The organism is Aggregatibacter segnis ATCC 33393 (genome assembly GCF_000185305.1).
In the GTDB taxonomy this organism is placed as follows: domain Bacteria; phylum Pseudomonadota; class Gammaproteobacteria; order Enterobacterales; family Pasteurellaceae; genus Aggregatibacter; species Aggregatibacter segnis.
This window is the reverse complement of record NZ_GL622200.1, coordinates 1,009,535-1,033,459: the sequence shown is the minus strand read 5'-3', so window position 1 is coordinate 1,033,459 and position 23,925 is coordinate 1,009,535. Positions and strand designations below refer to the sequence as shown.

The 23,925-nt window shown below is 42.8% G+C and carries 25 protein-coding genes and 1 riboswitch; of the genes, 8 read left to right on the top strand and 17 right to left on the bottom strand.

Features of this window, described 5'->3' with window-relative positions:
- Positions 1-65 precede the first annotated feature (65 nt).
- Together pepE and HMPREF9064_RS04630 are read right to left on the bottom strand one after the other, a co-directional pair.
- Positions 66-770: a dipeptidase PepE gene (gene pepE, locus HMPREF9064_RS04625; protein WP_006718321.1), complete on the bottom strand. Its 705-nt coding sequence runs from the start codon at positions 768-770 to the stop codon at positions 66-68.
- Between the two features lie 139 nt (positions 771-909).
- Positions 910-1,878, bottom strand: a complete 969-nt coding sequence (locus HMPREF9064_RS04630) for a gluconeogenesis factor YvcK family protein (protein ID WP_006718318.1) — start codon at positions 1,876-1,878, stop codon at positions 910-912.
- A 224-nt stretch (positions 1,879-2,102) separates the two neighbouring features.
- A riboswitch (molybdenum cofactor riboswitch) is annotated at positions 2,103-2,264 on the top strand.
- Here HMPREF9064_RS04630 and moaA point away from each other — a divergent pair.
- The 6 genes from moaA to HMPREF9064_RS04660 all read left to right on the top strand — a co-directional run bounded on the left by moaA (position 2,253) and on the right by HMPREF9064_RS04660 (position 5,807).
- Positions 2,253-3,266: a GTP 3',8-cyclase MoaA gene (gene moaA, locus HMPREF9064_RS04635; RefSeq protein WP_006718316.1), complete on the top strand. Its 1,014-nt coding sequence runs from the start codon at positions 2,253-2,255 to the stop codon at positions 3,264-3,266. Its footprint overlaps the riboswitch before it by 12 nt.
- Positions 3,267-3,318: 52 nt before the next feature.
- Positions 3,319-3,801 carry a cyclic pyranopterin monophosphate synthase MoaC gene (gene moaC / locus HMPREF9064_RS04640; protein ID WP_006718314.1) on the top strand — a complete coding sequence of 161 codons (483 nt, stop codon included), beginning with the start codon at positions 3,319-3,321 and terminating at the stop codon, positions 3,799-3,801.
- Positions 3,801-4,046 carry a molybdopterin synthase sulfur carrier subunit gene (gene moaD / locus HMPREF9064_RS04645; protein WP_006718312.1) on the top strand — a complete coding sequence of 82 codons (246 nt, stop codon included), beginning with the start codon at positions 3,801-3,803 and terminating at the stop codon, positions 4,044-4,046. The genes moaC and moaD overlap by 1 nt, the downstream gene beginning before the upstream one ends.
- Entirely contained in the window at positions 4,047-4,502 is a 456-nt protein-coding gene (gene moaE / locus HMPREF9064_RS04650; RefSeq protein ID WP_006718310.1) for a molybdopterin synthase catalytic subunit MoaE, read from the top strand.
- A 208-nt stretch (positions 4,503-4,710) separates the two neighbouring features.
- Positions 4,711-5,352 (top strand): stringent starvation protein SspA, encoded by a 642-nt coding sequence (gene sspA / locus HMPREF9064_RS04655; RefSeq protein ID WP_006718306.1) that lies wholly within the window; start codon positions 4,711-4,713, stop codon positions 5,350-5,352.
- Between the two features lie 11 nt (positions 5,353-5,363).
- A complete protein-coding gene (locus tag HMPREF9064_RS04660) occupies positions 5,364-5,807 on the top strand; it encodes a ClpXP protease specificity-enhancing factor (RefSeq protein WP_006718304.1) in 444 nt (147 codons plus the stop codon).
- 162 nt (positions 5,808-5,969) lie between these two features.
- Here the strand turns inward: HMPREF9064_RS04660 and asnS are convergent, their stop codons facing one another.
- Positions 5,970-7,373: an asparagine--tRNA ligase gene (gene asnS / locus HMPREF9064_RS04665; RefSeq protein ID WP_006718302.1), complete on the bottom strand. Its 1,404-nt coding sequence runs from the start codon at positions 7,371-7,373 to the stop codon at positions 5,970-5,972.
- A gap of 196 nt (positions 7,374-7,569) precedes the next feature.
- Here asnS and HMPREF9064_RS04670 point away from each other — a divergent pair, with 196 nt between their 5' ends.
- The gene (locus HMPREF9064_RS04670; protein ID WP_006718300.1) at positions 7,570-8,769 is read left to right on the top strand and encodes an ROK family protein; all 1,200 of its coding nucleotides are present in this window, start codon (positions 7,570-7,572) and stop codon (positions 8,767-8,769) included.
- Between the two features lie 103 nt (positions 8,770-8,872).
- Complete coding sequence (bioD, locus tag HMPREF9064_RS04675) at positions 8,873-9,601, top strand: dethiobiotin synthase (protein WP_032997887.1); 729 nt, start codon at positions 8,873-8,875, stop codon at positions 9,599-9,601.
- A 132-nt stretch (positions 9,602-9,733) separates the two neighbouring features.
- On the opposite strand, the gene pyk is transcribed toward bioD, so the two are convergent.
- The 14 genes from pyk to hybA form a co-directional block, all read right to left on the bottom strand.
- Entirely contained in the window at positions 9,734-11,173 is a 1,440-nt protein-coding gene (pyk, locus tag HMPREF9064_RS04680) for a pyruvate kinase (protein ID WP_006718295.1), read from the bottom strand.
- Positions 11,174-11,388: 215 nt separating this feature from the next.
- Positions 11,389-12,195, bottom strand: a complete 807-nt coding sequence (trpA, locus tag HMPREF9064_RS04685; RefSeq protein WP_006718293.1) for a tryptophan synthase subunit alpha — start codon at positions 12,193-12,195, stop codon at positions 11,389-11,391.
- Positions 12,192-13,391: a tryptophan synthase subunit beta gene (gene trpB, locus HMPREF9064_RS04690; protein WP_032997884.1), complete on the bottom strand. Its 1,200-nt coding sequence runs from the start codon at positions 13,389-13,391 to the stop codon at positions 12,192-12,194. Before trpB ends, trpA begins: the two co-directional genes overlap by 4 nt.
- Positions 13,392-13,407: 16 nt before the next feature.
- Complete coding sequence (locus tag HMPREF9064_RS04695) at positions 13,408-14,163, bottom strand: SDR family oxidoreductase (protein ID WP_032997883.1); 756 nt, start codon at positions 14,161-14,163, stop codon at positions 13,408-13,410.
- A 261-nt stretch (positions 14,164-14,424) separates the two neighbouring features.
- Positions 14,425-15,729, bottom strand: a complete 1,305-nt coding sequence (locus HMPREF9064_RS04700) for a sodium ion-translocating decarboxylase subunit beta (RefSeq protein ID WP_006718287.1) — start codon at positions 15,727-15,729, stop codon at positions 14,425-14,427.
- 10 nt (positions 15,730-15,739) lie between these two features.
- Complete coding sequence (oadA, locus tag HMPREF9064_RS04705) at positions 15,740-17,536, bottom strand: sodium-extruding oxaloacetate decarboxylase subunit alpha (RefSeq protein WP_006718285.1); 1,797 nt, start codon at positions 17,534-17,536, stop codon at positions 15,740-15,742.
- 16 nt (positions 17,537-17,552) lie between these two features.
- Complete coding sequence (locus HMPREF9064_RS04710; RefSeq protein ID WP_006718283.1) at positions 17,553-17,819, bottom strand: oxaloacetate decarboxylase subunit gamma; 267 nt, start codon at positions 17,817-17,819, stop codon at positions 17,553-17,555.
- Positions 17,820-18,039: 220 nt separating this feature from the next.
- A complete protein-coding gene (locus HMPREF9064_RS04715; protein ID WP_407641380.1) occupies positions 18,040-18,354 on the bottom strand; it encodes a YgjV family protein in 315 nt (104 codons plus the stop codon).
- 75 nt (positions 18,355-18,429) lie between these two features.
- Complete coding sequence (gene hybG, locus HMPREF9064_RS04720; RefSeq protein ID WP_006718278.1) at positions 18,430-18,705, bottom strand: hydrogenase maturation factor HybG; 276 nt, start codon at positions 18,703-18,705, stop codon at positions 18,430-18,432.
- A 29-nt stretch (positions 18,706-18,734) separates the two neighbouring features.
- On the bottom strand, positions 18,735-19,244 hold the full coding sequence (gene hybE, locus HMPREF9064_RS04725; protein ID WP_006718277.1) for a hydrogenase-2 assembly chaperone: 510 nt from the start codon (positions 19,242-19,244) through the stop codon (positions 18,735-18,737).
- A 233-nt stretch (positions 19,245-19,477) separates the two neighbouring features.
- Complete coding sequence (locus HMPREF9064_RS04730) at positions 19,478-19,957, bottom strand: HyaD/HybD family hydrogenase maturation endopeptidase (protein ID WP_006718276.1); 480 nt, start codon at positions 19,955-19,957, stop codon at positions 19,478-19,480.
- Positions 19,957-21,666 carry a hydrogenase 2 large subunit gene (gene hybC, locus HMPREF9064_RS04735; protein ID WP_006718275.1) on the bottom strand — a complete coding sequence of 570 codons (1,710 nt, stop codon included), beginning with the start codon at positions 21,664-21,666 and terminating at the stop codon, positions 19,957-19,959. Before hybC ends, HMPREF9064_RS04730 begins: the two co-directional genes overlap by 1 nt.
- On the bottom strand, positions 21,666-22,892 hold the full coding sequence (gene hybB / locus HMPREF9064_RS04740; RefSeq protein WP_006718274.1) for a Ni/Fe-hydrogenase cytochrome b subunit: 1,227 nt from the start codon (positions 22,890-22,892) through the stop codon (positions 21,666-21,668). The genes hybC and hybB overlap by 1 nt, the downstream gene beginning before the upstream one ends.
- Complete coding sequence (gene hybA / locus HMPREF9064_RS04745; protein ID WP_006718273.1) at positions 22,885-23,925, bottom strand: hydrogenase 2 operon protein HybA; 1,041 nt, start codon at positions 23,923-23,925, stop codon at positions 22,885-22,887. Before hybA ends, hybB begins: the two co-directional genes overlap by 8 nt.

Below are 23,925 nucleotides of genomic sequence, written 5' to 3'. Positions count from 1 at the left end.
GATTTTCAAAACGTTTTTACATTCGAAAAACAAGCTGAAAACCGACCGCACTTTTTTATTCACAATCAGATTTCAAACACCGAACCGGCAGGAATGTCTCGGCACTGCATATTTTTACTGAAATGCACAATATTATTCTCACCTAGAATTTTCACCTGATTGCCGTTAATTAAAAACGCAGTGCCTTCCGGCATGGCGTAAATTTGTGCCGTTGGGTTCACCAGTAAAAATTCCTCAAAACGTTCTTCACGGCTTTCCCCGTTATGCCCCGGCATTTTGCCTGAAATGAAATGCGGGTTGATTTGATAAGGGAACAGATTAAGCGCATCAAAAGATGGTGGATAGGTGATTGGCATATCGTTGGTGGTCATAATGGATTTGCTCGCCATATTGGCGCCCGCGCTCCAACCGAAATACGGCGTGCCGCTTTTCACTTTTTCACGAATAATGTCCAATAAATCATGTTCATACATTTGCTTTAGCAAACAAAACGTATTGCCGCCACCAATGGCGATCACATCCGCTTGTTCAATAATGGCGCGGTGCGGTTTGCCGTGATGTACCGACTGAATTTCCATATTTAAGGGCGCCAAAATTTGTTGTACTTTTTGTTCGTATTGATCGTTAGTTTGACGAACACCTGCGTAAGGCACAAAGGCGATTTTTTTGCCTTGGTATGCTGCTAAAAAATCTTGTAACCATGGGATCGCATGTTCTAAATAACCTGTATTGCCATAGCGAGAACCGCTAAGCAGTAACATTTTTTGCATAATTCAATCTCCTGATGAAATAACCTTCACCATTATGCTGACTTGTGCATTTTTATTAAGCAAAAAATGTGAATTTTGTGATCTGCGTAGAGATTTAAGTGCGGTGAAAATCCTCGCTGTTTTTTCACCGCACTTTTTATTAAAGCGAGCTGGGTTCTGAATGTTCTTCTTCCGGCGATTCTAAGAGTTCGCCTAGGAGTTCATCAATAGCGGAGCAGAGGAGAGCGCGGTCATGGCGATAGGAAATATCGTCCGCATTAAGGCGGCCCGCAAGGATTTTGATCTCCATGGGTTGGCTATTCTGTACGGCATTAAAGGGCACAATTGCACCATCGATGATAGGTTGACCAACGGTTTCATTGATCCACTGAATGCGATCTGCAAGAGAAAGACTGGATGCGGGGCTGTGCTCAATACCTAAATTATCAATAAAGATCTTTTTTGCTTCGCTTTGTCGAAGTTGTTCGGTAATTTCCGGTAGAAGAATAGGCGGCATAATGCTGGTGAGGAAACTACCGGGGCCAAATAAAATCAGATCAGCTTCTTTGAGAGCCTGAATGGCTTCCGGTGTGGCGGTGACGTAAGGTACAAGAAAAATGGATTTGGGTAGCTCGGTTAAGCTATCGACGCTGACTTCACCAACAACGCTGTTGCCGCCGTTTAATACGGCCGCGAGGTGTACCGATTGCTCGGACATCGGGACAATAAAAGATTTTACATGCAATAATTCGCGAATGAGATTGACTGCTTCCGTTGGGCGAATGTGCATATCTTCTAGGGCTTTGAGCATGAGATTGCCGAGGTTATGCCCCGCCAATTCACCGTTGCCACCAAAACGATATTCAAACAATGCGGAGGCGGTGCTGGGTTCCGTGATGATTTGATTTAAGCAGTTACGTAAGTCTCCCCAGGCAATGCCACCTTGATTGGTGCGAATTCGGCCGGTTGAACCGCCGTTATCGGTGGTAGTAACAATGGCGGTAAGACGTTCTTTCAAAAAACTTAAAGAAGACATCACGCGGCCGAGTCCATGCCCACCACCAATAGCGACGACTTTTTTGAGTGTGCTTAAATTTTCGTACTGTTGATATCCTTTAAAATCCGCCATTGTATTTCCCTTGTTTTTTTCGTGCGCATTATAACCTGCTTTGAAAGAGAGTACAGATTGCTAATTATTATTGGGTATGAAAATCGCTATTTTAAGGTGTTTTATTATCGCTATATAAATTTGCATATAATTGATTTTAAAGAATTTTATGAATTTATAACCTAGATCAAATTAATTGATTGCTTTTGTTTTCGTGAATCTTTTACAATGCTGCAAAATTTATTAACCGCATGTAACTCCGAGCTTACTCACCTACGTTTTGCGCACAATGTGTTGAACACAAAATAGGGTGGTAATGCCAATAATACGAAGTCGGTATTATTCAGGGATACGTTGGAAACGATTTATCCTCTCCGTTTTTAGAAAGGTGTCAAATGCAAACCATTCCAATCAAAAATGTTGGCGCGGCTCAACTCGTTGATTCGTTCCAGCGTGAATACTACTATTTGCGACTGTCGATTACCGATGTGTGTAATTTTCGTTGCAATTATTGCCTACCTGACGGTTATCAGCCTGAACCTAATAAGCCGAGTTTTTTAACCTTGGACGAAATTCGTCGCTTGGTCAGTAGCTTTGCGGTGATGGGAACGGAAAAAGTCCGTATTACCGGTGGCGAACCGACCTTACGTAAAGATTTCCTGCCAATTGTCGAAAGTATTCGTGGCATTGACGGTATCAAACAAATCGCACTGACCACAAACGGTTTTCGGTTGCTTAAGGATGTTGCCGCTTGGAAACAAGTCGGTGTGACGTCTATTAACGTCAGTGTGGATAGCCTAGATGCAAGAATGTTCCAGCGTATTACCGGTGTCGATAAGTTTGATGACATTATGCGTGGTATTGATCGCGCTTTTGAATGTGGCTATCAAAAAGTCAAAGTCAATTCTGTATTAATGAAAGATTTGAATGATAAAGACTTTTCCGGTTTCTTGGCATGGATTAAAAATAAGCCGATTCAAATGCGTTTCATCGAGTTGATGCAAACCGGTGAAATGAATTCTTTCTTCCAAAAACATCATTTATCGGGACAGATTTTAGAACAGAAACTTTTGCAAGACGGCTGGCAGTTGCAGATAAAAAATCGTTCTGATGGCCCGGCAAAAGTTTTCCGTCACCCAGATTATATGGGCGAAATCGGCTTAATCATGCCTTATGAGAAAAATTTCTGTGCCAGTTGTAACCGTTTGAGAGTTTCTGCTAAAGGGAAATTGCACCTTTGCTTATTTGGTGAAGAAGGGATTGATTTGCGTGATTTGTTACAATCTGATGAGCAACAAATGCTTTTGCAATCAAGAATTTTCTCAGCGTTACAAGGTAAGCGTGAACACCATTATCTGCATGTCGGCGATAGCGGCGTGCGTAATCATTTAGCCAGTATCGGCGGTTAATTTACGCCGAGACTGAAAACATCAAGAAAACCAACCGCACTTTTAAATTATCATGACCACATTTACTCACATTAATGCGAATGGCGAGGCGAATATGGTGGATGTTTCCGCCAAAGCCGACACGGTTCGCGAGGCGCGTGCCGAAGCCTATATTCATATGGCACCGGAAACCTTACAAATGATCCTCTCCGGACAACACCATAAGGGCGATGTGTTTGCTACCGCCCGAATTGCCGGTATTCAAGCCGCAAAACGCACTTGGGAACTGATTCCGCTGTGTCATCCGCTTTTACTTTCTAAAGTCGAAGTGAGTTTGACCGCACTTCCTGAAACCAATCAAGTACGCATTGAAAGCCTGTGTAAATTGAGCGGTAAAACCGGTGTAGAGATGGAAGCCTTAACGGCTGCAAGCGTTGCTGCATTAACCATTTACGATATGTGCAAAGCTGTGCAAAAAGACATGGTGATTGAAACGGTGCGTTTGTTAGAAAAGAGCGGTGGAAAATCCGGGCATTTTATTGCGGAGGAGAAATAATGTTACGCATTTTATTTTTTGCTCAAACTCGAGAATTAATCGGTTTGGATGCCATTGAAGTGAATGAAAATTTCGCCACGGCAGAAGCATTACGTCAACACCTTGCGGCGAAAGGCGATAAATGGGCGTTGGCATTGCAATCGGATAAACTTTTGGTGGCCATCAATCAAACCTTAATGCCGTTAGAAAGTGCGGTCAAAAATGGTGATGAAATTGCGTTTTTCCCACCGGTGACTGGGGGCTAAATGAACGATATTCAAATTTCCGTGCAAGAGCAGACGTTCGATCAAAATGCCGTTTATCGTTGGTTGAGCGAAGAAAATTCAGTGGGTGCCACGGTAATGTTTGTGGGCAAAGTGCGTGATATGAACTTAGGGGATGAAGTCAGTAGTTTGTATTTGGAACATTACCCGGCGATGACCCATAAAGCCTTGATGGACATTGCTCAACAGGCAAAAGCGCGGTGGGATTTACAAAAGATTTCCATCATTCATCGTGTAGGTGAGTTGAACACCGGTGATGAAATTGTGTTGGTAGGAACAGCTTCTGCGCACCGCGGTGATGCTTACCACGCGAATGAATTTATTATGGATTATTTGAAAACCCAAGCGCCTTTTTGGAAAAAAGAACAAACCGAAAAAGGGGAGCGCTGGATTGAAGGCCGCGACAGTGATTATGCGGCTGCCGATAAGTGGAAATAAGAGATCTCATTGATTTTACTTATTCGTATTTGAAAAAGAAAAATCCGTTTTTTTATAAAGCGGATTTTTTTATGCTTATTAAAAATAAAATATCATGCCTTTTCTTGGAAAAGGTATGGCGCTTTATGCTAGAATAGTCGACCATTTTTCCCGATATGAGGCATATCGGTTGAATATTTTAATTACTACCAAGTCGTCGGAGGAATAGATGACAAGTTCTGCAAATAAACGTTCTGTGATGACGCTATTTTCAAATAAAACAGATATTTATTGTCACCAAGTGCGTATTGTGTTGGCTGAGAAAGGCGTAGCTTATGAAACGGAAATTGTAGATCCGCAAGCATTATCAGAAGATTTAATGGAACTCAATCCGTACGGTACTGTGCCTACGCTAGTTGATCGTGATTTAGTGCTGTTTAATTCTCGCATTATTATGGAATATTTAGACGAGCGTTTTCCGCATCCGCCATTAATGCCGGTTTATCCGGTGGCTCGTGGAAAAAGCCGCTTATTGATGTTACGTATTGAGCAAGACTGGTATCCAACGTTGGAAACCGCACAAAATGCGGCTTCCGAAACTGAACGTGCGAATGCCTTAAAACAATTGAAAGAAGAAATTCTTGCGATTGCACCGATTTTTAATCAAACCGCTTATTTTATGAGTGAGGAATTTAGCTTAATTGACTGCTATGTGGCACCGTTACTATGGCGTATGCAGGAATTAGGTGTCGAGTTCAGCGGTGCTGGCAGCAAAGCAGTGAAAGCCTACATGTCTCGTATTTTTGAACGCGATTCCTTCTTGCAATCCGTGGGCGAATTAGCGCCGAAAAACTTAATGGATGAAAAATAATAGGCGATTTAATGGAATATAAATCATCCCCGAAACGTCCTTACTTGTTAAGGGCTTATTACGATTGGTTGATCGATAATGATTTCACACCGTATTTGGTGGTTGATGCCACTTATTGGGGCGTGAAAGTGCCGGTAGAGTATGTCAAAGATGGACAAATTGTATTGAACTTGTCTGCCAATGCCACCGGAAATTTACAGTTAACCAATGATTTTATTCAATTTAATGCCCGTTTTCGTGGCGTGCCACAGGATATTTACATTCCAATGGGGGCAGCATTAGCAATTTATGCGCGTGAGAATGGCGATGGCGTGATGTTTGAGCCGGAAGAAGCTTATGATGATCATCCGGCGCAGGCAGAAGAACAACCAATTGGGTTTGAGAAAGCCGTCGATAAAACGGATAAACCGAAAAAGACAGAGAAATCGACATCTCACTTACGTATTGTGAAATAGTTGTTCGATCATCAGATTAAAAAACTTTGAAAAAAGATACCGCACTTAGGTATCTTTTTCGTTATTCAAAGCATCAAAAGTGCGGTCAATTTTAAACATGTTTTTCTAGCTATAAAAAAATCGCCTCGTTAATTCAACAAGGCGATTTTATTTACTCATAAATTAGAAGTTGGCGTTGCGTGGTGCTCGCGGGAATGGAATTACATCACGAATGTTTTGTAAACCGGTGACATAAACAATCAACCGTTCAAAACCTAAACCAAAGCCGGAGTGCGGTACAGTACCATAACGGCGTAAATCGCGGTACCACCAATAATCTTCAGGATTTAAGCCCATTTCTTCCATGCGTTTATCCAATACATCTAGACGTTCTTCACGTTGTGAACCACCAATGATTTCACCGATTCCCGGAGCCAACACATCCATCGCTGCAACGGTTTTTCCGTCATCGTTTAAACGCATATAGAAGGCTTTGATGTCTTTCGGATAGTTTTTCACCACAACAGGCGATTTGAAATATTCTTCCGCTAAATAGCGTTCATGTTCGGAAGAAAGGTCGATTCCCCAAGAAACCGGGAATTCAAAAGTTTTGCTGGATTTCAATAAAATCTCAATCGCATCGGTGTAATCTACTTGGGCGAAATCAGAATGAATGAAACGTTCTAAACGATTAATGACATCACCATCAACATGTTTAGCAAAGAATTCCAAATCATCACGACGCTCAGCTAAAACTGCGCGGAAAACATATTTCAACATATCTTCGGCAAGTTTAGCGTTGTCTGCGAGCGTTGCAAAAGCCACTTCCGGTTCAATCATCCAGAATTCTGCCAAGTGACGGGTTGTGTTGGAGTTTTCGGCGCGGAATGTTGGTCCAAACGTATAGATTTTGCTTAACGCACAAGCGTAAGTTTCACCGTTTAATTGACCGGATACGGTTAAGAATGATTCTTTACCGAAGAAATCTTGGCTAAAATCCACCGCACCTTTATCTGTGCGCGGTAAGTTTTCTAAATCTAACGTAGAAACGCGGAACATTTCACCCGCACCTTCCGTGTCGGAAGCGGTGATTAATGGCGTAGCAACCCAATAAAAACCTTGTTCATGGAAGAAACGATGAATTGCTTGTGCTAAACAGTGACGCACACGGGCAACAGCACCAATGATATTAGTACGAGGACGTAGATGCGCGACTTCGCGTAAATATTCGATTGAATGGCGTTTTGCTGCCATTGGATAGGTTTCAGGATCTTCGACCCAACCGGTGACTTCGACACTTTCAGCTTGTAATTCAACAGCTTGCCCTTCTGCCGGAGATTCTACAACAGTGCCGGTGACAATCACGGAACAGCCGGCTGTTAAGCGTAATACTTCAGATTCATAGTTAACGATATCATTATTTACGATAGCTTGAATGGGAGCAAAGCAAGAACCGTCATAAACGGCGAGAAAGGATAGGCCTGCTTTGGAATCGCGACGAGTACGCACCCAACCGCGTACAGTCACTTTTTCGCCAATTGCAATTTTGCCTTGTAGTACATCTACAATTGATGCAATTTTTGTCATATATACCTCAGAATTAATGCTTTTTTAGAAACCGCGTTAGTTTACCTCAAGTTCGAAAATTTTCAAAAATCTATCCGGTGGTTTTTATTTTTGTGACAGGAGGCGCAGATTTAAAGCAAATTTCTTGAGTAAAAAGAGTTAACTGGTATAACTACGTTCGTCAAATTAATTATGATAATAAATATGGACGCATTGAATGAATAAGGAAGAAAAAACACCCTCACGCCTAATTCAATTAGGCAGAATTTACCGTTTAATTGAACAATTTGAAGAAATTTCCCGTATTGAACTTTCAAAACTTTCCGGATTTGCTCCCGCGACGATTACTTCTCTTACTCGCGATCTCATAGAAAAGCATTTAATTATGGAAAAAATGGTACGTAATACAGACAATCGTGGACGACCGGCAACCGCATTATGTGTCTCTCCAATCTATTGGCAGTCCTTATGTGCCACATTGATGGAAGATCGTTTTGAAATCACACTTAGTGAGCTTAACGGTGTTATTGTTAAACAAAAGATTTTTCCACTATCAACAAATAAATTGTCAACGCTCGATGAGTTTTTAGTCAGTAGCATTGAACAATTCCTTAATAAAACAAAAGAATTATCAAATTTAATTACATTTTCAGTCACTGTCGGTGGGGAATTGGATAAAGACGGAAACCTAATAAAACTAGGAAGTCAGAGATTTAATCAATTAAATCTTAGAACGTTATTTTTGCCTTATTTTGATGTTCCAATTTTAATTTCAGAGTATTTTAAGACTTGGTTATTAGCTGAATCGACTTTAGGTAATGCAATTAATTGTGATGATGCTTTGTTTATCCAATTAGATGATGAGGTTAATTTTAACGTATTGTCAGAAGGGAATATTTTATTTAATCGAGAGCATGAGCGAATTAATATTAATCACTTAGTCGTTCCTCGATTAAATGAGTTACAAGCGCTAATTAATCGTGATTTACCGGAAGTAGAGCGTTATCAAGTACAACATCAGATTACCCATCGGGCAATTATTCAGCTCATTGATTTGCTGTATCCGAATAATCATTTTTCCATAAATGCTGAAAAAATTAAGTTCTTGTGTAGAAATATTATCCAACAAGAGAAGACGGCATTACGAATTTTGGATCATTTAACGGATTGTTTAGCCTATATTTTGATGAATCTCCTTCATATTTTCTCTGCAGAGAAGATCATGCTCAACTCTAGTATGTTAATTGTTAAAGATGTTTTACTTGAAGAACTCAATCAAAAACTAGCTACCTATTTTCCTCATGGAAAGGTTGCAGAAGTTGTGATGGGTAAATATGAATGGAATAGTCCGGTCGTCGCTGCTGCCGCAATTAAGCAAGGAATTTATGACGGAGCTTTATTAACCAGTTTGGAATAATAGGAATAAATTGTAAATAAATTCAGCAAATTTGTTTTAGCTCAATACTACTCATTATAAATTCTCTTAGAATTCTGAAAATCATATGAAAAAGGGGATATTAATGAGTAGTTTTTTTGTCACCGGAACTGACACAAATGTAGGGAAAACTGTGGTAAGTCGGGCAATTATTCAGGCCTTACAAAAAGCGGGTGTGCAGGTTGTCGGCTATAAACCTATTGCATTTGGTCAGGATGAAATGATTTATCCGCCACATAATTTATCTGAAAATAGCGACTATGACACGAAAGATAATCCTGATGTATTAACGTTAATGGCGAGTACAGAAGAAAAAGTTAGTTATGAAGAAGTGAATAGCTATACATTTTTACACACGATACCTATCTTAACAGAGGACAGTAAGCGGGTTCATATTGAAAAATTAAATAAAGACTTGGCTCATTTACGTGATAAATATCAATCAGTTGTTGTTGAAGGTTCTTTTGGGTGGTTAACACCGATCAATAAAGATTACAGTTTTGCCGATTGGGTTGCTGAACATCATATGCCGGTTGTTGTTGTGGTAGGTATTAAAGAAGGTTGTATCAACCATGCTTTATTAACAGTGCAATCGATTATTGATAAAGGATTGCCGTTATTGGGGTGGGTTGCTAATCGAATTAACCCTGGATTAGGGCACTACGCAGAAGTGATCGAAACCTTGAAACAAAAAATTGATGCCCCGTTATTGGGCGAGGTTTCTTATGTTCACAAACCGGAAGAGCAAGACTTAAGTCGTTTTATTACTAACGTAGATCGTTTAACTTATATGAAAACCGAGTTGGTTGCTTAATGCCGTAGAATAAAGTGCGGTCAGGAAATAAGATATTTTTAGTGAGTTAATATTTTCTTCACGATAAAGACAATATAATTGATATAAAAAAGGCTTAGAAATGTTTCTAAGCCTTTTGTTTTATACAATCAATTATTCAACGGTCAGAATACGGCAAGTGTTTGTACCACTTTCGCTAAATTCAGCCCCTTGAGTTAATAACACGATATCACCGGCCATTAAGAAACCTTTGTCTTTTAGCACGCTAATTGCTTTTTGAGCACCTTCCATGGTACGGCTAACATCATTGTAAAAGACCGGTGTTACACCGCGATATAATGCGCACAAGTTTAATGTTTTTTGGTTACGGGATAAGGCAAAAATCGGTAAACCGGAACTAATACGGGACATTAATAGCGGTGTACGGCCACTGCTACTCATCGCAATAATGGCGCTTACGCCTTTCATATGGTTAGCTGCAAACATGGTTGACATAGCAATAGTTTCTTCGATGTCGTCAAATTCAACATTCATACGGTGATGAGAAACGCTTGCACCTGGCATTTTTTCTGCGCCTAAACAAACTTTTGCCATTGTCGCAACCGTTTCAGCCGGGTATTGACCTGCAGCAGTTTCTGCAGACAGCATGACCGCATCAGTACCATCCAATACCGCATTCGCCACGTCCATGACTTCCGCACGGGTTGGCATAGGGTTGCTGATCATGGATTCCATCATTTGTGTTGCAGTAATTACCACACGGTTTAATTGACGGGAACGACGAATTAATTTCTTTTGCACTGCGACTAATTCCGGATCACCGATTTCAACACCGAGGTCACCACGGGCAACCATGATGACATCAGCAGCTAAAATGATATCGTCCATCGCTTCGTTAGATTCTACGGTTTCAGCACGTTCGACTTTAGCAACGATTTTGGCATCTAAACCGGCATCTTTCGCTAATTGACGAGCATAGTTCAAATCTGCACTGGAGCGTGGGAAAGATACTGCAAGGTAATCTACACCGATACGTGCAGCGGTAATGATGTCAGCTTTATCTTTCTCAGTTAATGCATCAGCAGACAAGCCACCGCCCAATTTGTTGATCCCTTTGTTATTTGATAATGGGCCACCAACGGTAACTTCCGTGAAGACTTTTGCGTTTTCGGTAGATAACACTTTTAATTGAACGCGACCGTCATCCAATAAGAGGATATCGCCTGGAACCACATCTTGCGGTAAAGTTTTGTAATCTAATCCAACAGCTTCTTGTGTACCTTCACCTTTCGGTAATTCTGCATCTAAGATAAATTTATCACCGACATTTAAGAAAATTTTGCCATCTTTGAATGTAGATACACGAATTTTAGGACCTTGCAAGTCACCTAAAATCGCAACAGTTTTGCCTAGTCTTTTTGCGATTTCACGAACACGTTCTGCACGACCAATATGATCTTCCGGTGTACCGTGAGAAAAATTCATACGTACTACGTTTGCACCGGCGGCAATAATTTTTTCTAAATTGTTACCGCGGTCAGTGGTTGGACCCATGGTACATACAATTTTTGTTCTTCTTAATTTTCTGGACATTAACATTCTCCATCTATGTTTATCTTATAAAATTTTCTTTATGTGAATGATTATTTCTTAATCACAAAAAAACTGGTCGGCATTATACGCTTAAAATAAAATTAGATCGAGATCACATTTTAGGAAAAAGTCCTTGCTATTTGTGGGATTCTAAGAAAAGCCTTTATACATAATTGGTTACGATTTATACATTAAAAGTGCGGTCATTTTTTCCGTTATTTCGTAGCGGCTTTCATGTTGCGAACAAACTCAGCGAGTTCCGTTAAACATTGGGCGTGATTTTCTAAATTTCGCTCAATGATTTTTACGGTTGCCGAACCGGAAATCGCGCCGGCTGCGCCAAGTTGAAGTGCTTCTTTTACTTGCGCCGGTTGAGCAATGCCGAAACCTTGTAGAATAGGCGGAGCATGGCGAGCCTTAAGTTGCTCTACAAGGGTGTCTAAGTTAGCCGCATGAACTTGGTTTTCTGCGCTGGTCACGCCAGCACGCGAGACCAAATACGTATAACCTTCACTGCTTTCAGCCACACCTTGAATCGTTTTTTGATCCGCATTCGGCGGACAAATAAAGACTGGCTGAACACCGTGTTTTTTGGCTGTTTTTACATAGTCTTCTTTTGCCAATAATGGAATATCCGCCACTAAAACGGCATCCACACTGACTTCCGCACAACGTTGATAAAAATTATCCAAGCCTTTGGCAAAAATTAAATTCGCGCAAAGTAATAGGCTGATGGGAATCTCAGGGTATTTTGACCGCACTTTGGCAAGCAATTTAAAACTATCTTCTGTACTGTGACCAGCGTTGAGGGCGCGATTATTGGCGGCTTGAATAACAGGACCGTCCAATAACGGATCAGAAAAGGGAAAACCCAATTCCAATGCGTCTGCGCCGTTATCGACGAGGGTACAAATAATTTCAAAAGAGCGGTCAAATGTCGGATCGCATAAGGTAACGAAAGGAACGAATGCGCCTTCATTTTTCGCGCTTAATTGGGCAAATGTGGTTTCAAAACGGCTCATAATTGCATTCCTTTTTCATTTAAAATTTTATCTACGGTAAAAATGTCTTTATCGCCACGACCGGATAAATTCACTACCAAAATTTGTGCTTTATTCGGTTCCTGATGAATCATTTTTAATGCCTGCGCCAGTGCATGAGAACTTTCTAATGCAGGAATAATGCCTTCATGTTTTGCCAATGCTTGGAACGCATTTAAGGCTTCATCATCGGTAATGCTCGGGTATTCCGCGCGACCAATGCTTTGCAAATAGGCGTGTTGCGGGCCGACAGAAGGGAAGTCCAACCCGGCAGAAATGGAGTAGGATTCTTCCACTTGGCCGTCTTCTGTTTGCATGAGCGGTGATTTCATCCCGAAATAAATACCCACTTTTGCATGGCCTAATGGAGCCCCATGTTCACCTGTTTCAATGCCATGGCCGGCAGGTTCTACGCCAATTAAACGCACATTCGGTTCATCAATGAAATCCGTAAACATACCGATTGCATTTGAACCGCCACCTACCGCTGCAATCACCGCATCCGGTAAACGGCCTTCTTTTTCTAAGATTTGACGTTTGGTTTCTTCGCCAATCATTTTTTGGAATTCGCGTACAATGGTTGGGAAAGGGTGAGGGCCTGCTGCTGTACCCAATAAATAATGGGTTGTTTCATAGTTTGCCGACCAATCACGCATGGCTTCACAGCATGCATCTTTTAAGGAGCAAGAGCCTTTTTGCACCGGCACCACTTCAGCCCCCATTAAGCGCATACGGAATACATTCGGTGATTGGCGTTCTACGTCTTTGGCACCCATGTAAATGCGGCAAGGCATATCCAACATGGCACAAGCAAGGGCTGTCGCGACACCGTGTTGACCTGCGCCGGTTTCCGCGATAATGCGGGTTTTCCCCATGCGTTTTGCTAATAAAATCTGACCTAAAACTTGGTTGGTTTTGTGGGCACCGCCGTGGAGCAAATCTTCTCGTTTTAAATAAATTTTGGCTTTCGTGCCTTTGGTTAAGTTACGGCAAAGTGTAAGTGCGGTCGGTCTGCCGGCATAATTTTTCAGGAGATCCTGAAATTCACGTTGAAATTCTGGGTCATGTTGCGCTTCAACAAATGCTTTTTCTAATTGTTGAAGCACAGGCACTAAAATTTCCGGCATATACATTCCGCCAAACTGCCCAAAATAAGGGTTTAAAATCGTGTCTGACATGTAGTTTCCTTTTTTGTTAGCCATTTCTTGCCACATTTAATGGCGCGAAAGTTTGCGCCGTCGGCATCACTTCAATTCGATTAATATTCACGTGTTCCGGTTGTTGATTGAGCCATAAAACGATATTGGCGATATCCTGTGCAGTGACATATTGCACGTTTTCATATACTTTATCTGCGCGGGCGTCATCGCCTTTAAAACGTACGTTAGAAAATTCCGTACCGCCACATAATCCCGGTTCTACATTGGAAACACGCACATTGGTGCCGGCCAAATCTGCGCGGAGGTTTAAACTGAATTGTTTCACGAAGGCTTTTGTGCCGCCGTAAACGTTGCCACCCGGATAGGCATAATTGCCGGCAATTGAGCCTAAATTAATGATATACCCTTGATTACGCGCCACCATTTGCGGCAAAACTAAGCGGGTTACGGTGACCAAACCTTTCACATTGGTATCGATCATTTTTTCCCAGTCATCTAAATCGGCTTTATCTGCGCTTTCTAAGCCAAGGGCAAGGCCTGCGTTATTCACTAATAAATCGATGGCTTGTAATTCTGTCGGCAGCGTTTTGAATGCATTTTCAGTCGCTTGACGATCCGAAATATCGAATGCAAGAGGAAAGAATTGGCTGCCGTATTCTTGTTCTAATTGCGCTAAACGTTCTTGTCTTCTTCCTGTACCAATCACTAAATAGCCCGAATTCAATAATGTGCGACAAATGGCGTTTCCAAAACCGGCGGTGGCGCCTGTCACTAATGCAATTTTTGTCATGTTTATTTCTCCTTGTTGTGGAATTGGAGTACGGAAAAATTCATTTAGAAAAATGACCGCACTTTTTATGATGAACAATATACTACTACACTAGTATGTAAAAATATAGCGCGTTAATAAAGAAATTTACAAGAGAGTGTGCAAAAGTGCGGTTGTTTTTTGCAATGAATTGAAGAGAAAGAAAAAAGCACGTTTCGGAATCGCGTGCTTTTTTATTTGAAATGAATAAAAGTGCGGTGCTTTTTCACCGTGTTTTTTAAGCTACATCATGGCACCCACATATTTCAGCATCACCCCGGCGGCGATGGCGGAACCAATCACACCGGCAACGTTCGGCCCCATGGCATGCATGAGTAGGAAGTTTTGGTTGTCTGCTTCCAGACCGATTTTGTTAGAAACCCGTGCAGCCATTGGTACGGCAGACACACCGGCAGAGCCGATGAGAGGGTTAATTTTGTTTTTGCTGAATTTGTTCATCAATTTCGCCATTAATACACCGCTGCCGGTACCGATCCCGAAAGCAATCACGCCAAGAATTAAAATGCCCAAGGTTTGCGGTTGTAGGAATTTGTCGGCGATGAGTTTAGATCCCACTGATAAGCCAAGCACGATGGTGACGATGTTAATCAAAGCATTTTGCGTGGTATCGCTTAACCGTTCTACCACACCGCTGACGCGCATGAGGTTACCGAAGCAGAACATCCCGAGCAATGGGGCGGCATCCGGTAAAAGTAAACCCACGAGCAACAGCAAAATCACCGGGAACAAGACTTTTTCACGATTGCTCACATGGCGCATTTGTGTCATACGGATCTTGCGTTCTTCTTCCGTGGTTAAGGCTTTCATGATCGGTGGCTGAATCAATGGCACTAACGCCATGTAGGAATACGCCGCTACAGCAATGGCACCGAGCAATTCCGGTGCGAGTTTGCTGGTGAGGTAAATCGCAGTCGGGCCATCCGCACCACCGATAATACCGATGGACGCGGCTTGTGGGAGCGTGAATTCAATAATACCGAAATAGTTCAATGCCAAAGCACCGAGTACGGTGGCGAAAATACCGAACTGTGCCGCAGCACCAAGCAGCAACGTTTTCGGATTTGCCAATAACGGGCCGAAGTCTGTCATCGCGCCTACGCCCATGAAAATCACTAACGGCGCAATGCCATAACCGATAGCCACTTTATAGAACAACGCCAAGATCCCGGCGCTGTATCCCATGTCCATTGACAAGGCTTCCAGTTGATTTACGGTAGAGCCGGACGCTGTCGCAAGTGCAGTTTTAATGAGTGCCGGATCAGCGGCGACGCCTAATTTCGCGGCAATGACGGCAATTTGCTCCGGTGAGCCAAGATGAAGCAAATTCTCTAATGCCGTCATGGCAAGCCCGGCTTCGGGAATGTTTGATAACAATCCACCAAAGCCGATAGGCAATAATAGCAATGGCTCAAACTTGCGTGCGATGGCAAGCCACAACAGGAGCAGGCTGATAGCGATCATCACCGCTTGCCCCCATTGCAAATGGAAAAGCCCCATACCCTGAATTAATGCAATAATGCTATCCATAGGTAACTCCTTAGACGAGGTTCATAACGGTATCACCCACCGCGACGGCATCGCCGGTTTTGACACAAATACCACGCACGGTACCGGCTTGTGCCGCTTTGACTTCGGTTTCCATTTTCATGGCTTCAAGAATGAATAACACATCACCTGCCGCGACAGTTTGACCTTCTGTTGCCACCACTTTCCAAATGTTACCCGCCATTGGCGCCGTTACCGGTGTGCCACCACTGGTTGGCGCTGGTGCCGGTGTGGCTTGTGGCGCCGCTTGTGGTGTGGTTGTGGCTACGTGTGAAATGTCGCCGCCTTCACTGACTTTCACCACAAAGGCTTTGCCTTCCAATTCCACAGTATAAACGGCGGAGCCGGATGCTGCAGGTGCTGCTTTAGAAACAGGTTTATTTTCCACCGCACTTTCATTACCTGTTGGCGCTGGTTCAAAGGCTGCCGGGTTGTTGCGGTTTTCTAAGAATTTCCATGCGATTTGTGGGAACAGCGCCACAATTAAAGCATCGTCTACAGCGTTGTCTGCTAATTTAACCCCTTTCACTTTGGCTTGTTCGGCAACTTCAGCTTCAATTTTCGCGATTTCAGGCGCAATGTGATCGGCCGGACGGTCAGTCACCGGAGCTGCACCCTCTAATACGCGAGCTTGTAATGCGCTATCTACCGGTGCAGGCGTTTTACCATATTCACCTTTTAAAATACCGGCAGTCTCTTTCGCGATGGTTTTGTAGCGTTCGCCTGTCAACACGTTAATGACCGATTGTGTCCCTACAATTTGAGAGGTTGGGGTAACAAGCGGAATGTAACCCAAGTCTTTACGTACGCGTGGAATTTCTTCTAAAACCAAATCCAATTTATCGGAAGCATTTTGTTGTTTTAATTGATTTTCCAAATTGGTAAGCATGCCGCCCGGCACTTGTGCCACTAAAATACGGCTATCTACGCCACGTAGCTGCCCCTCAAATTTGGCATATTTTTTACGCACATTACGGAAATAGGCAGCGATTTTTTCCAAGCGCGGAATATCCAAGCCGGTGTCATATTCGGTGCCTTGTAAGGTTGCCACCATGGATTCTGTTGCCGGGTGGCCGTAGGTGCCGGACATAGAGGAAATTGCAGTATCAATCCCATCTACGCCTGCTTCAATGGCTTTTAACAGTGCCATTTCTGCCATGCCGGTAGTGGAGTGGCAATGTAAATGCAATTCGACATCGAAACGTTTTTTGATTTCGCGCACTAGGTCTGCCGCCGCCATCGGATTCAAAATACCTGACATATCTTTAATCACCAAGCTGTCGATACCGATTTCCAATAATTGTTCGGTGGTATCAAGCCAAGTTTGCATGGTATGTACCGGGCTGGTGGTATAACTTAATGTCCCTTGTGCATGAGCGCCGAATTTACGCACGGCTTGCAACGCCGCTTTCATGTTACGTGGATCGTTGAGCGCATCAAATACGCGGAACACGTCCATACCGTTTGCTACACAACGTTCGACAAAACGTTCTACTACGTCGTCGGCGTAGTGGCGATAACCGAGCAGATTTTGACCGCGCAACAGCATTTGTAACGGGGTTTTCGGACAGGCTTTTTTCAATTCACGCAAACGCACCCACGGATCTTCACCCAAAAAACGAATACAACTGTCAAAGGTTGCACCACCCCAAGCTTCTAACGACCAATAGCCGATATTGTCTAATTCTTGAGCGATCGGCAACATGTCATCGAGACGTAAACGGGTCGCGAAAAGCGATTGGTGAGCATCACGAAGTACCAGTTCGGTCATTTTAATTTTTTTAGTCATAGTAAAATCCTTATTTTTATTTGAACTGTTGGGTACGGCGATGGTGCGCGATAGCCGCTGCAATTACAGGGCGCAAACGCTCAAAATCGTCAGTAGGTGCCGCAGAAAGTGCGGTGGCATTTGAAGGCGTTTTTGGTGAGGGGTGAGGCTCAGGAAAATATTTGTTTATCAGCTTTGACATGAGTCCGATTGCCCAGATTAAAATGAGCAAAAAGACCAATACAAAACCCATCCCTGAAAACATCAGATTAATTCCTTCACCGAAAAGTTCTGCCGAAGTCATTAGTCGTATCCTTATATTTAATATGGGATTTTTATTCTACCCAAGTCATTTTCACAAAACCGTGATTGAGATCATAAATTGAGTGAAATAGGAGAGAAGAAAAGGGAAAAGTGCGGTGTTTTCTGAAGGGGATTTGAGCGTTATTTTAAAATGATGTTGCGTGCTGTCTGACGAATTAAATAAGCCATCTGCACGCATTTGAAGAGAAATTCTATTGTGACTATTTCACACTCACTACTGTGCTTTTATTTCTTAAGCGCCACAATTGATAAACGTTTACTAAAACCAAGAATATATTCAATAACGCTACGGGATAGGAACCTTTAAGAAGACCATAGATCACAAACAAAATTGCCCCGATGCAGTTAACGGTTCTCAAAGAAACGATGGATTTAAATAAAAATGATGCTGCCACAAAGAATGTTGCGACATAGCCTAAAAGCTCAATAGAATCGATTTCGAACATGAATGCCTCCAGGGAGTTAGATATAAAATGAAGGGAATAATATTGTAAATAAGCGTACCTTACAAACAAAACACAGAAAGATGAAAACAAAAAGCAAGCTAAAAGCCTGCTTTTATTCAAATTATTGCCATTCAATATCTCGCGTTACTGCTGATTCAACCCTAAAAAATCGCCTACTTCATGTTCCAACTGGCTCATGGCAAGTAGGGCTTCTTGGGTTTGTTTGGCTTCTTCTTCATCAATGATGCTCATCGCGAAACCAACGTGGACGAGAACCCATTTGCCAAGCAGAGGTTTGGGGTCATCGCTACAGATAAGGGAAATATTCACATCACGTTGCACGCCGCAAACATCCACGGTGGCAAGTTGTAATGCGCTGTCGCCGATTTTTACAATTTGACCGGGCACACCTAAACACATAATTCATTTACTCCGATTAAAAATTTCGCTTATTTTACCATTGCTTTAAATAAATTGCGGCGATCTGGATCAAACGTCGCTTGTTTGATCGGCATGGATAAAATCATGCGTTGACAATCCTGTGTCAGTTGGATGGCTTGTTCGTGGGTAAGATTCGGATCAAGCGGGGAATGCAAGGAGCAACTTAAATATTGCGGTACAGTTTCAATGCCACTGACCGTGAAGGTAAGAGCTTTGTAAGGCAGTTGAACAGTGATTTTATCCCCTAACTCTCGCGGTTCCCACGTTTGTTGCGGGCCCGGCAAAATAACGACGCTAATCATCCATGGGGTTAACACCGAGCCGACCCATTGTCCTTCAAATAAAACGAATTTTGGGCAGAAACATTCAATATTGTGATGAAAGAAGGGGAGATCTTGCATTTCAGGAACAATTTTTTGCATTTCAGCAAGGAAAGTCTCCGTTGGATTTTCTTCAAAGCCAGAAACAGAGTTTAAAAGTGCGGTGGCATTTTGAGGTGTTTTTTCGTGTCGGTACATGGTTAACTTTTCACAAAATAGTGGCGTGCGTTCTATAACGTGTGCCAGAAGTATTAATAAAATAAGCACGCGTCAGAGACGCGCGCTATCAGTGGGTGTTTGTCAATATCAATAAGATTAAAGCATAGCAGGTGAAATCTTAAAGAAAGTTCCCCTCTTTCGTAAAGAGGGGGTAGGGGAGATTTAACTCTTGCCTCTATTAATTAGGTCAAATCTCCCCCCGTCCCTCTTTTCTAAAGAGGAGAGTCTAGATTCAAACCATATTCAGTAATCACTTGATTCAAGGCTACAAAAACATTCGGTAATGTTTTTTGTATCGTTTCCGTCAAGCCAATTCCGGATTCTAGCGATTCTGGCTGGATACCGATAAGACAAAGGTGTTTTGGGAATTCGTCCGTCAATTTCATTGCAGAAAGTACATCACATATACCCAGTTGGTGTGGCGAAATTTTGCGAGAGAAAAAGGTAGGCACTTGCTCGTCATGTAACACGACAATCTCACCTGGCTGTTTGTTAGCAAGCACGGCATCGACAATAATCAAATGCTCACGGTTTGCCATCGCATCCAGTAATTCCATGCCACAAGTGCCACCATCGATGATGTCAAAGTGCGGTTGAATTTCAGGGCGTTTTTCAAGCTCCTGCACCACACGCACACCGACACCTTCATCGCTTAACAAAATATTGCCGACACCAAGAATTAACGGCTTCATTACAACACCTTCACTTCAGTCACTTCGCCATTCTCTGTATTAACAACGTGTACGGCACAGGACATACAAGGGTCGAAAGAGTGAATGGTTCTCACCACCTCCAATGGTTTAGTTGGATCTGCCACCGGTGTACCAATAATGGAAAGCTCATAAGGGCCCATTTGGTCTTGTTCGTTTCGTGGGCCTGCATTCCATGTAGATGGTACAACTGCTTGATAGTTTTCAATGCGGCCATCTTTGATGACAACCCAGTGAGAAAGCATGCCGCGTGGTACCTCACCGAAACCAACACCACGGAATTCGCCGCTTGCAGGGATATCTGTTTTAATATAAGCCGTCATATCACCTTTCGCGATGTTATCAATGAGCATTTGCCATTGAGCACTTAAAATATCGTTGATTGCACAGCAATGCACGGTACGGCCGATAATACGTCCAAGGGTAGAATGTAATTGATCGGTAGTTAACGTATTACCAGTCAATTTTTCATAAATGCCTTTTAATTCGTTGAAATGGGTAACGGTTGGTTTGTCATTCGCTGCCAAGCCGCAAATTAAATAGGCGAGAGGACCTACCTCAACGACTTTTCCGTAGAAGGTTGGGGCTTTTACCCAAGAATATTTACCGTCATCTTGCCAGCCTGTGTATTTCGGACGAGTTAAACCCGCCCAAGGTTCTAATGGCTCATCGTCTTCGTACCAAGCGTGTTTACCGCTTTCTTTAATGCCTTTTACAACGAACTCATCTTTTTGTTGATCAATTGGGCGGAAAGTCGATAAATCGCCGTTTTCGATATAACCACCTTTTAACATGAATTTAGAGTTATCTGCATCAATTGGGTATTCTGGTACAGATAAGTAGTTGCCGGATGTTTTACCTAAGTTTAACCATTCAGGATAGTAAGCCGCAAATACTGCTGCATCTACTTTATACACTTGGTTAATGAAGTCAGTTAAGCGGTCGATACACGCTTTCACGAACATGAGACGTTCTTGGTTTAGTACCGCTTGGGAATCTAAGTTAATTGGGTTTGCTACACCACCAATCGCCAAGTTTTGAATGTGTGGTGTTTTACTACCCAGTAATGCGACTACACGGTTAGCATCACGTTGACATTCAAGCGCTTGCAAATAGTGCGCGACGGCAATGAGGTTGACTTCTGGTGGAAGTTTCATTGCAGCATGACCGAAATAACCGTTAGCGAAAATGCCAAGTTGTCCGCTGTCCACTAATGCTTGAATTTTTTTCTGTACGTTGCGGAATTCATTAGCACTGTTTAATGACCATGTAGAGACACCTTTTAGCATGTCTGCTGCTTTTTCAGGATCAGCTTTTAGCGCAGCGGTGATATCCACCCAGTCCATGGCGGAGAGTTGATAGAAATGGACAATATGGTCGTGAATGCTGTGTGCAGCAAGAATCATGTTGCGAATGTACTGCGCATTGACTGGTACTTTAGCACCGATAGCATCTTCTACGGCACGTACGCTGATAATCGCGTGTACTGTGGTACATACGCCACAGATACGTTGCATAATCATCCATGCGTCACGTGGGTCGGCACCTTTTACGATATTTTCCATACCGCGCCACATGGTACCGGATGACCAAGCATTGGTGACGACGCCGTTTTCAATTTCGCAATCAATACGTAAATGCCCCTCAATACGGGTAATTGGGTCAATTGAGATACGTTTTTTTTCTGACATTATTCTGCTCCGCTAACTTTTTTGCTGAATGCCGCTTTTTCGGCAATAATTTTTTCTGAGTCTTCGGTATGTTTTTCTTTAAATACCGGTAATACAGGGAATAAACGAATGATTAAAATATAGGCACATACTTCAATTGAAACGAAGCCAATTGAAATAAGCAATTCTTCCGCAGATGGGAAATATCGATAGCCATTGCCCGGATTATACATGATGAGAGAGTAGTTCATCCGCCATAATGCTGCACCGAGTAACATGCTTAATGCCGAAATAAATAACCAACGGGAATCTGATTTTTTCTCCCCGAGGAAGAGGGTAAGTAACGGTAATACCATCAACCAGACTTCCATCCAGAACATCCATGCTTCAAATTTAGTTAATTTATCGAAACCCACAACCATTTGCAGTTTGTCGTGATAAATCAACTCACCAAAACGCACCGCTAGGAAACAGAAGATCAAACCTGCAGTGACACGCGCTAATTGAGTGAATAAATGACGCTCATCCGGTGTTTTTCCTGCAAGACCGGCTTTCACTAAGGAACCTTCAAATATCACGATAGAGAACCCCATAATGAAAGCGGTAAGCAGGGAGAGAATCGGTAACACTTCATAACTTTGCCATACAGGATGTACTTTGTGGCCTGCTACAATCATCAAGGAACCCATTGAAGATTGGTGCATCATTGGCAATAAGGCACCCAATGCAATAATGAAGAACATGATTTTATTGAGTTTATTAAACCATTTCTTCAAACCAAGGAAACCAAGCCATACCGGCGCAAATTCTAAGGTGACAACAATGATATACACCGTCATACAAAATGCCGTTTCAAACAGCACGGAATTGGTATTGAACTGCCCTGGAACGTAGAAATACGGCAAGTGCCAATAACGTCCCATATCAATGGTGATAGATAAACCGCCAAGGGAATAGCCAAAGAGACTGGCGAGCAATGCTGGGCGCACAAGAGCGTGATATTTCCCTTTATTGAAAATATACACTGTCCAAGCTAATGCCCAACCGCCACAGGCAAAACCTGTACCGACAAGCAAGTCAAAGGCAATCCATAAACCCCAAGGATAACCGCCATTAAGTGCGGTCACGGAACCAATACCAAAAACTAGACGTTTTAAAATTAATAAAACGCAAAGCACGGCAAGTGGTGCAAAAAAGAGAATTGCGGCAGAAACAAGGCGACCGCCCACCGGACGTGGATTACTCATGATGCTCATCCTCCGCTTCTTCAATTTCCTTGCGTGCCTGACGCATGGCTTCTTTTTGTGCTGCAATACGCTCGGCAATTTTATCGCCATGCATATTTTTGTAAGTCATAAAGGTAAGACCGGCAAGTGCCACTAACGGCAACGCTAAACCACGATACAAGAAATGTTGTAAATGCGCTGCACGACTTCCCGTTGCCACTTCATCTAAAGGTGGTAGGCCAAGATTTTCAAATGGTACTCCACTTAAGGCTAGGACTTGTGTTCCGCCGCCTTCTTTTTCACCGTAAATATGGTATTGATATGCCGGCACGGTAGCGCGGTATTTATCCGTACTATTGACGTGTTGACGCGGGTAATCGTATTCAGTACCGCGTAATAAACTTAAACGGCGTTTGGCCTCCGCCAATAATTCTTCTCTTGTACCGAAAATAATGGCACCCGTTGGGCAAACATGGCAACAACCCGGCAATTCGCCTTTATCTAGGCGTTCAACACCTTTTTGGTTACAGAGTTCACATTTGCTGATTTCACCGAATGGATTGTCATAGTCGTATTTTGGTACATCAAAAGGGCAACCCACCATGCAATAACGGCAACCGGTACAAATATCGGGATCGTATTTTACGATACCGGTTTTTGGATCTTTGGTAAGGGCTTGAACCGGGCAAACCGCAACACAGTTTGGGTCAACGCAATGCATACATTGTTTTTTCACGTAAGCATAGCCATTTTCCGATTGGTCTTTATTTTTACCGTCACCATCGGTCCAAACTTGAATAATATTACGCGTAAACGGCGTGAGCTTGTCGTTATTTGACCAGGTTTGATCACCTTTTGGATTTACTGGTGTGTGGTTCACGTTTTGACATTCAGCCACGCATGCCTGACAACCTACACAAAGGGTAGAGTCGTAAAGCATTCCAAGCGCACCTGGAATAGGCTCAACCACTTCCGATGCCTGTGCACTCGACACAGGCAAGGTGGAAGCAATTCCGCCAAGCACACCGGCTTTTAGAAATTTTCGTCTATCCAT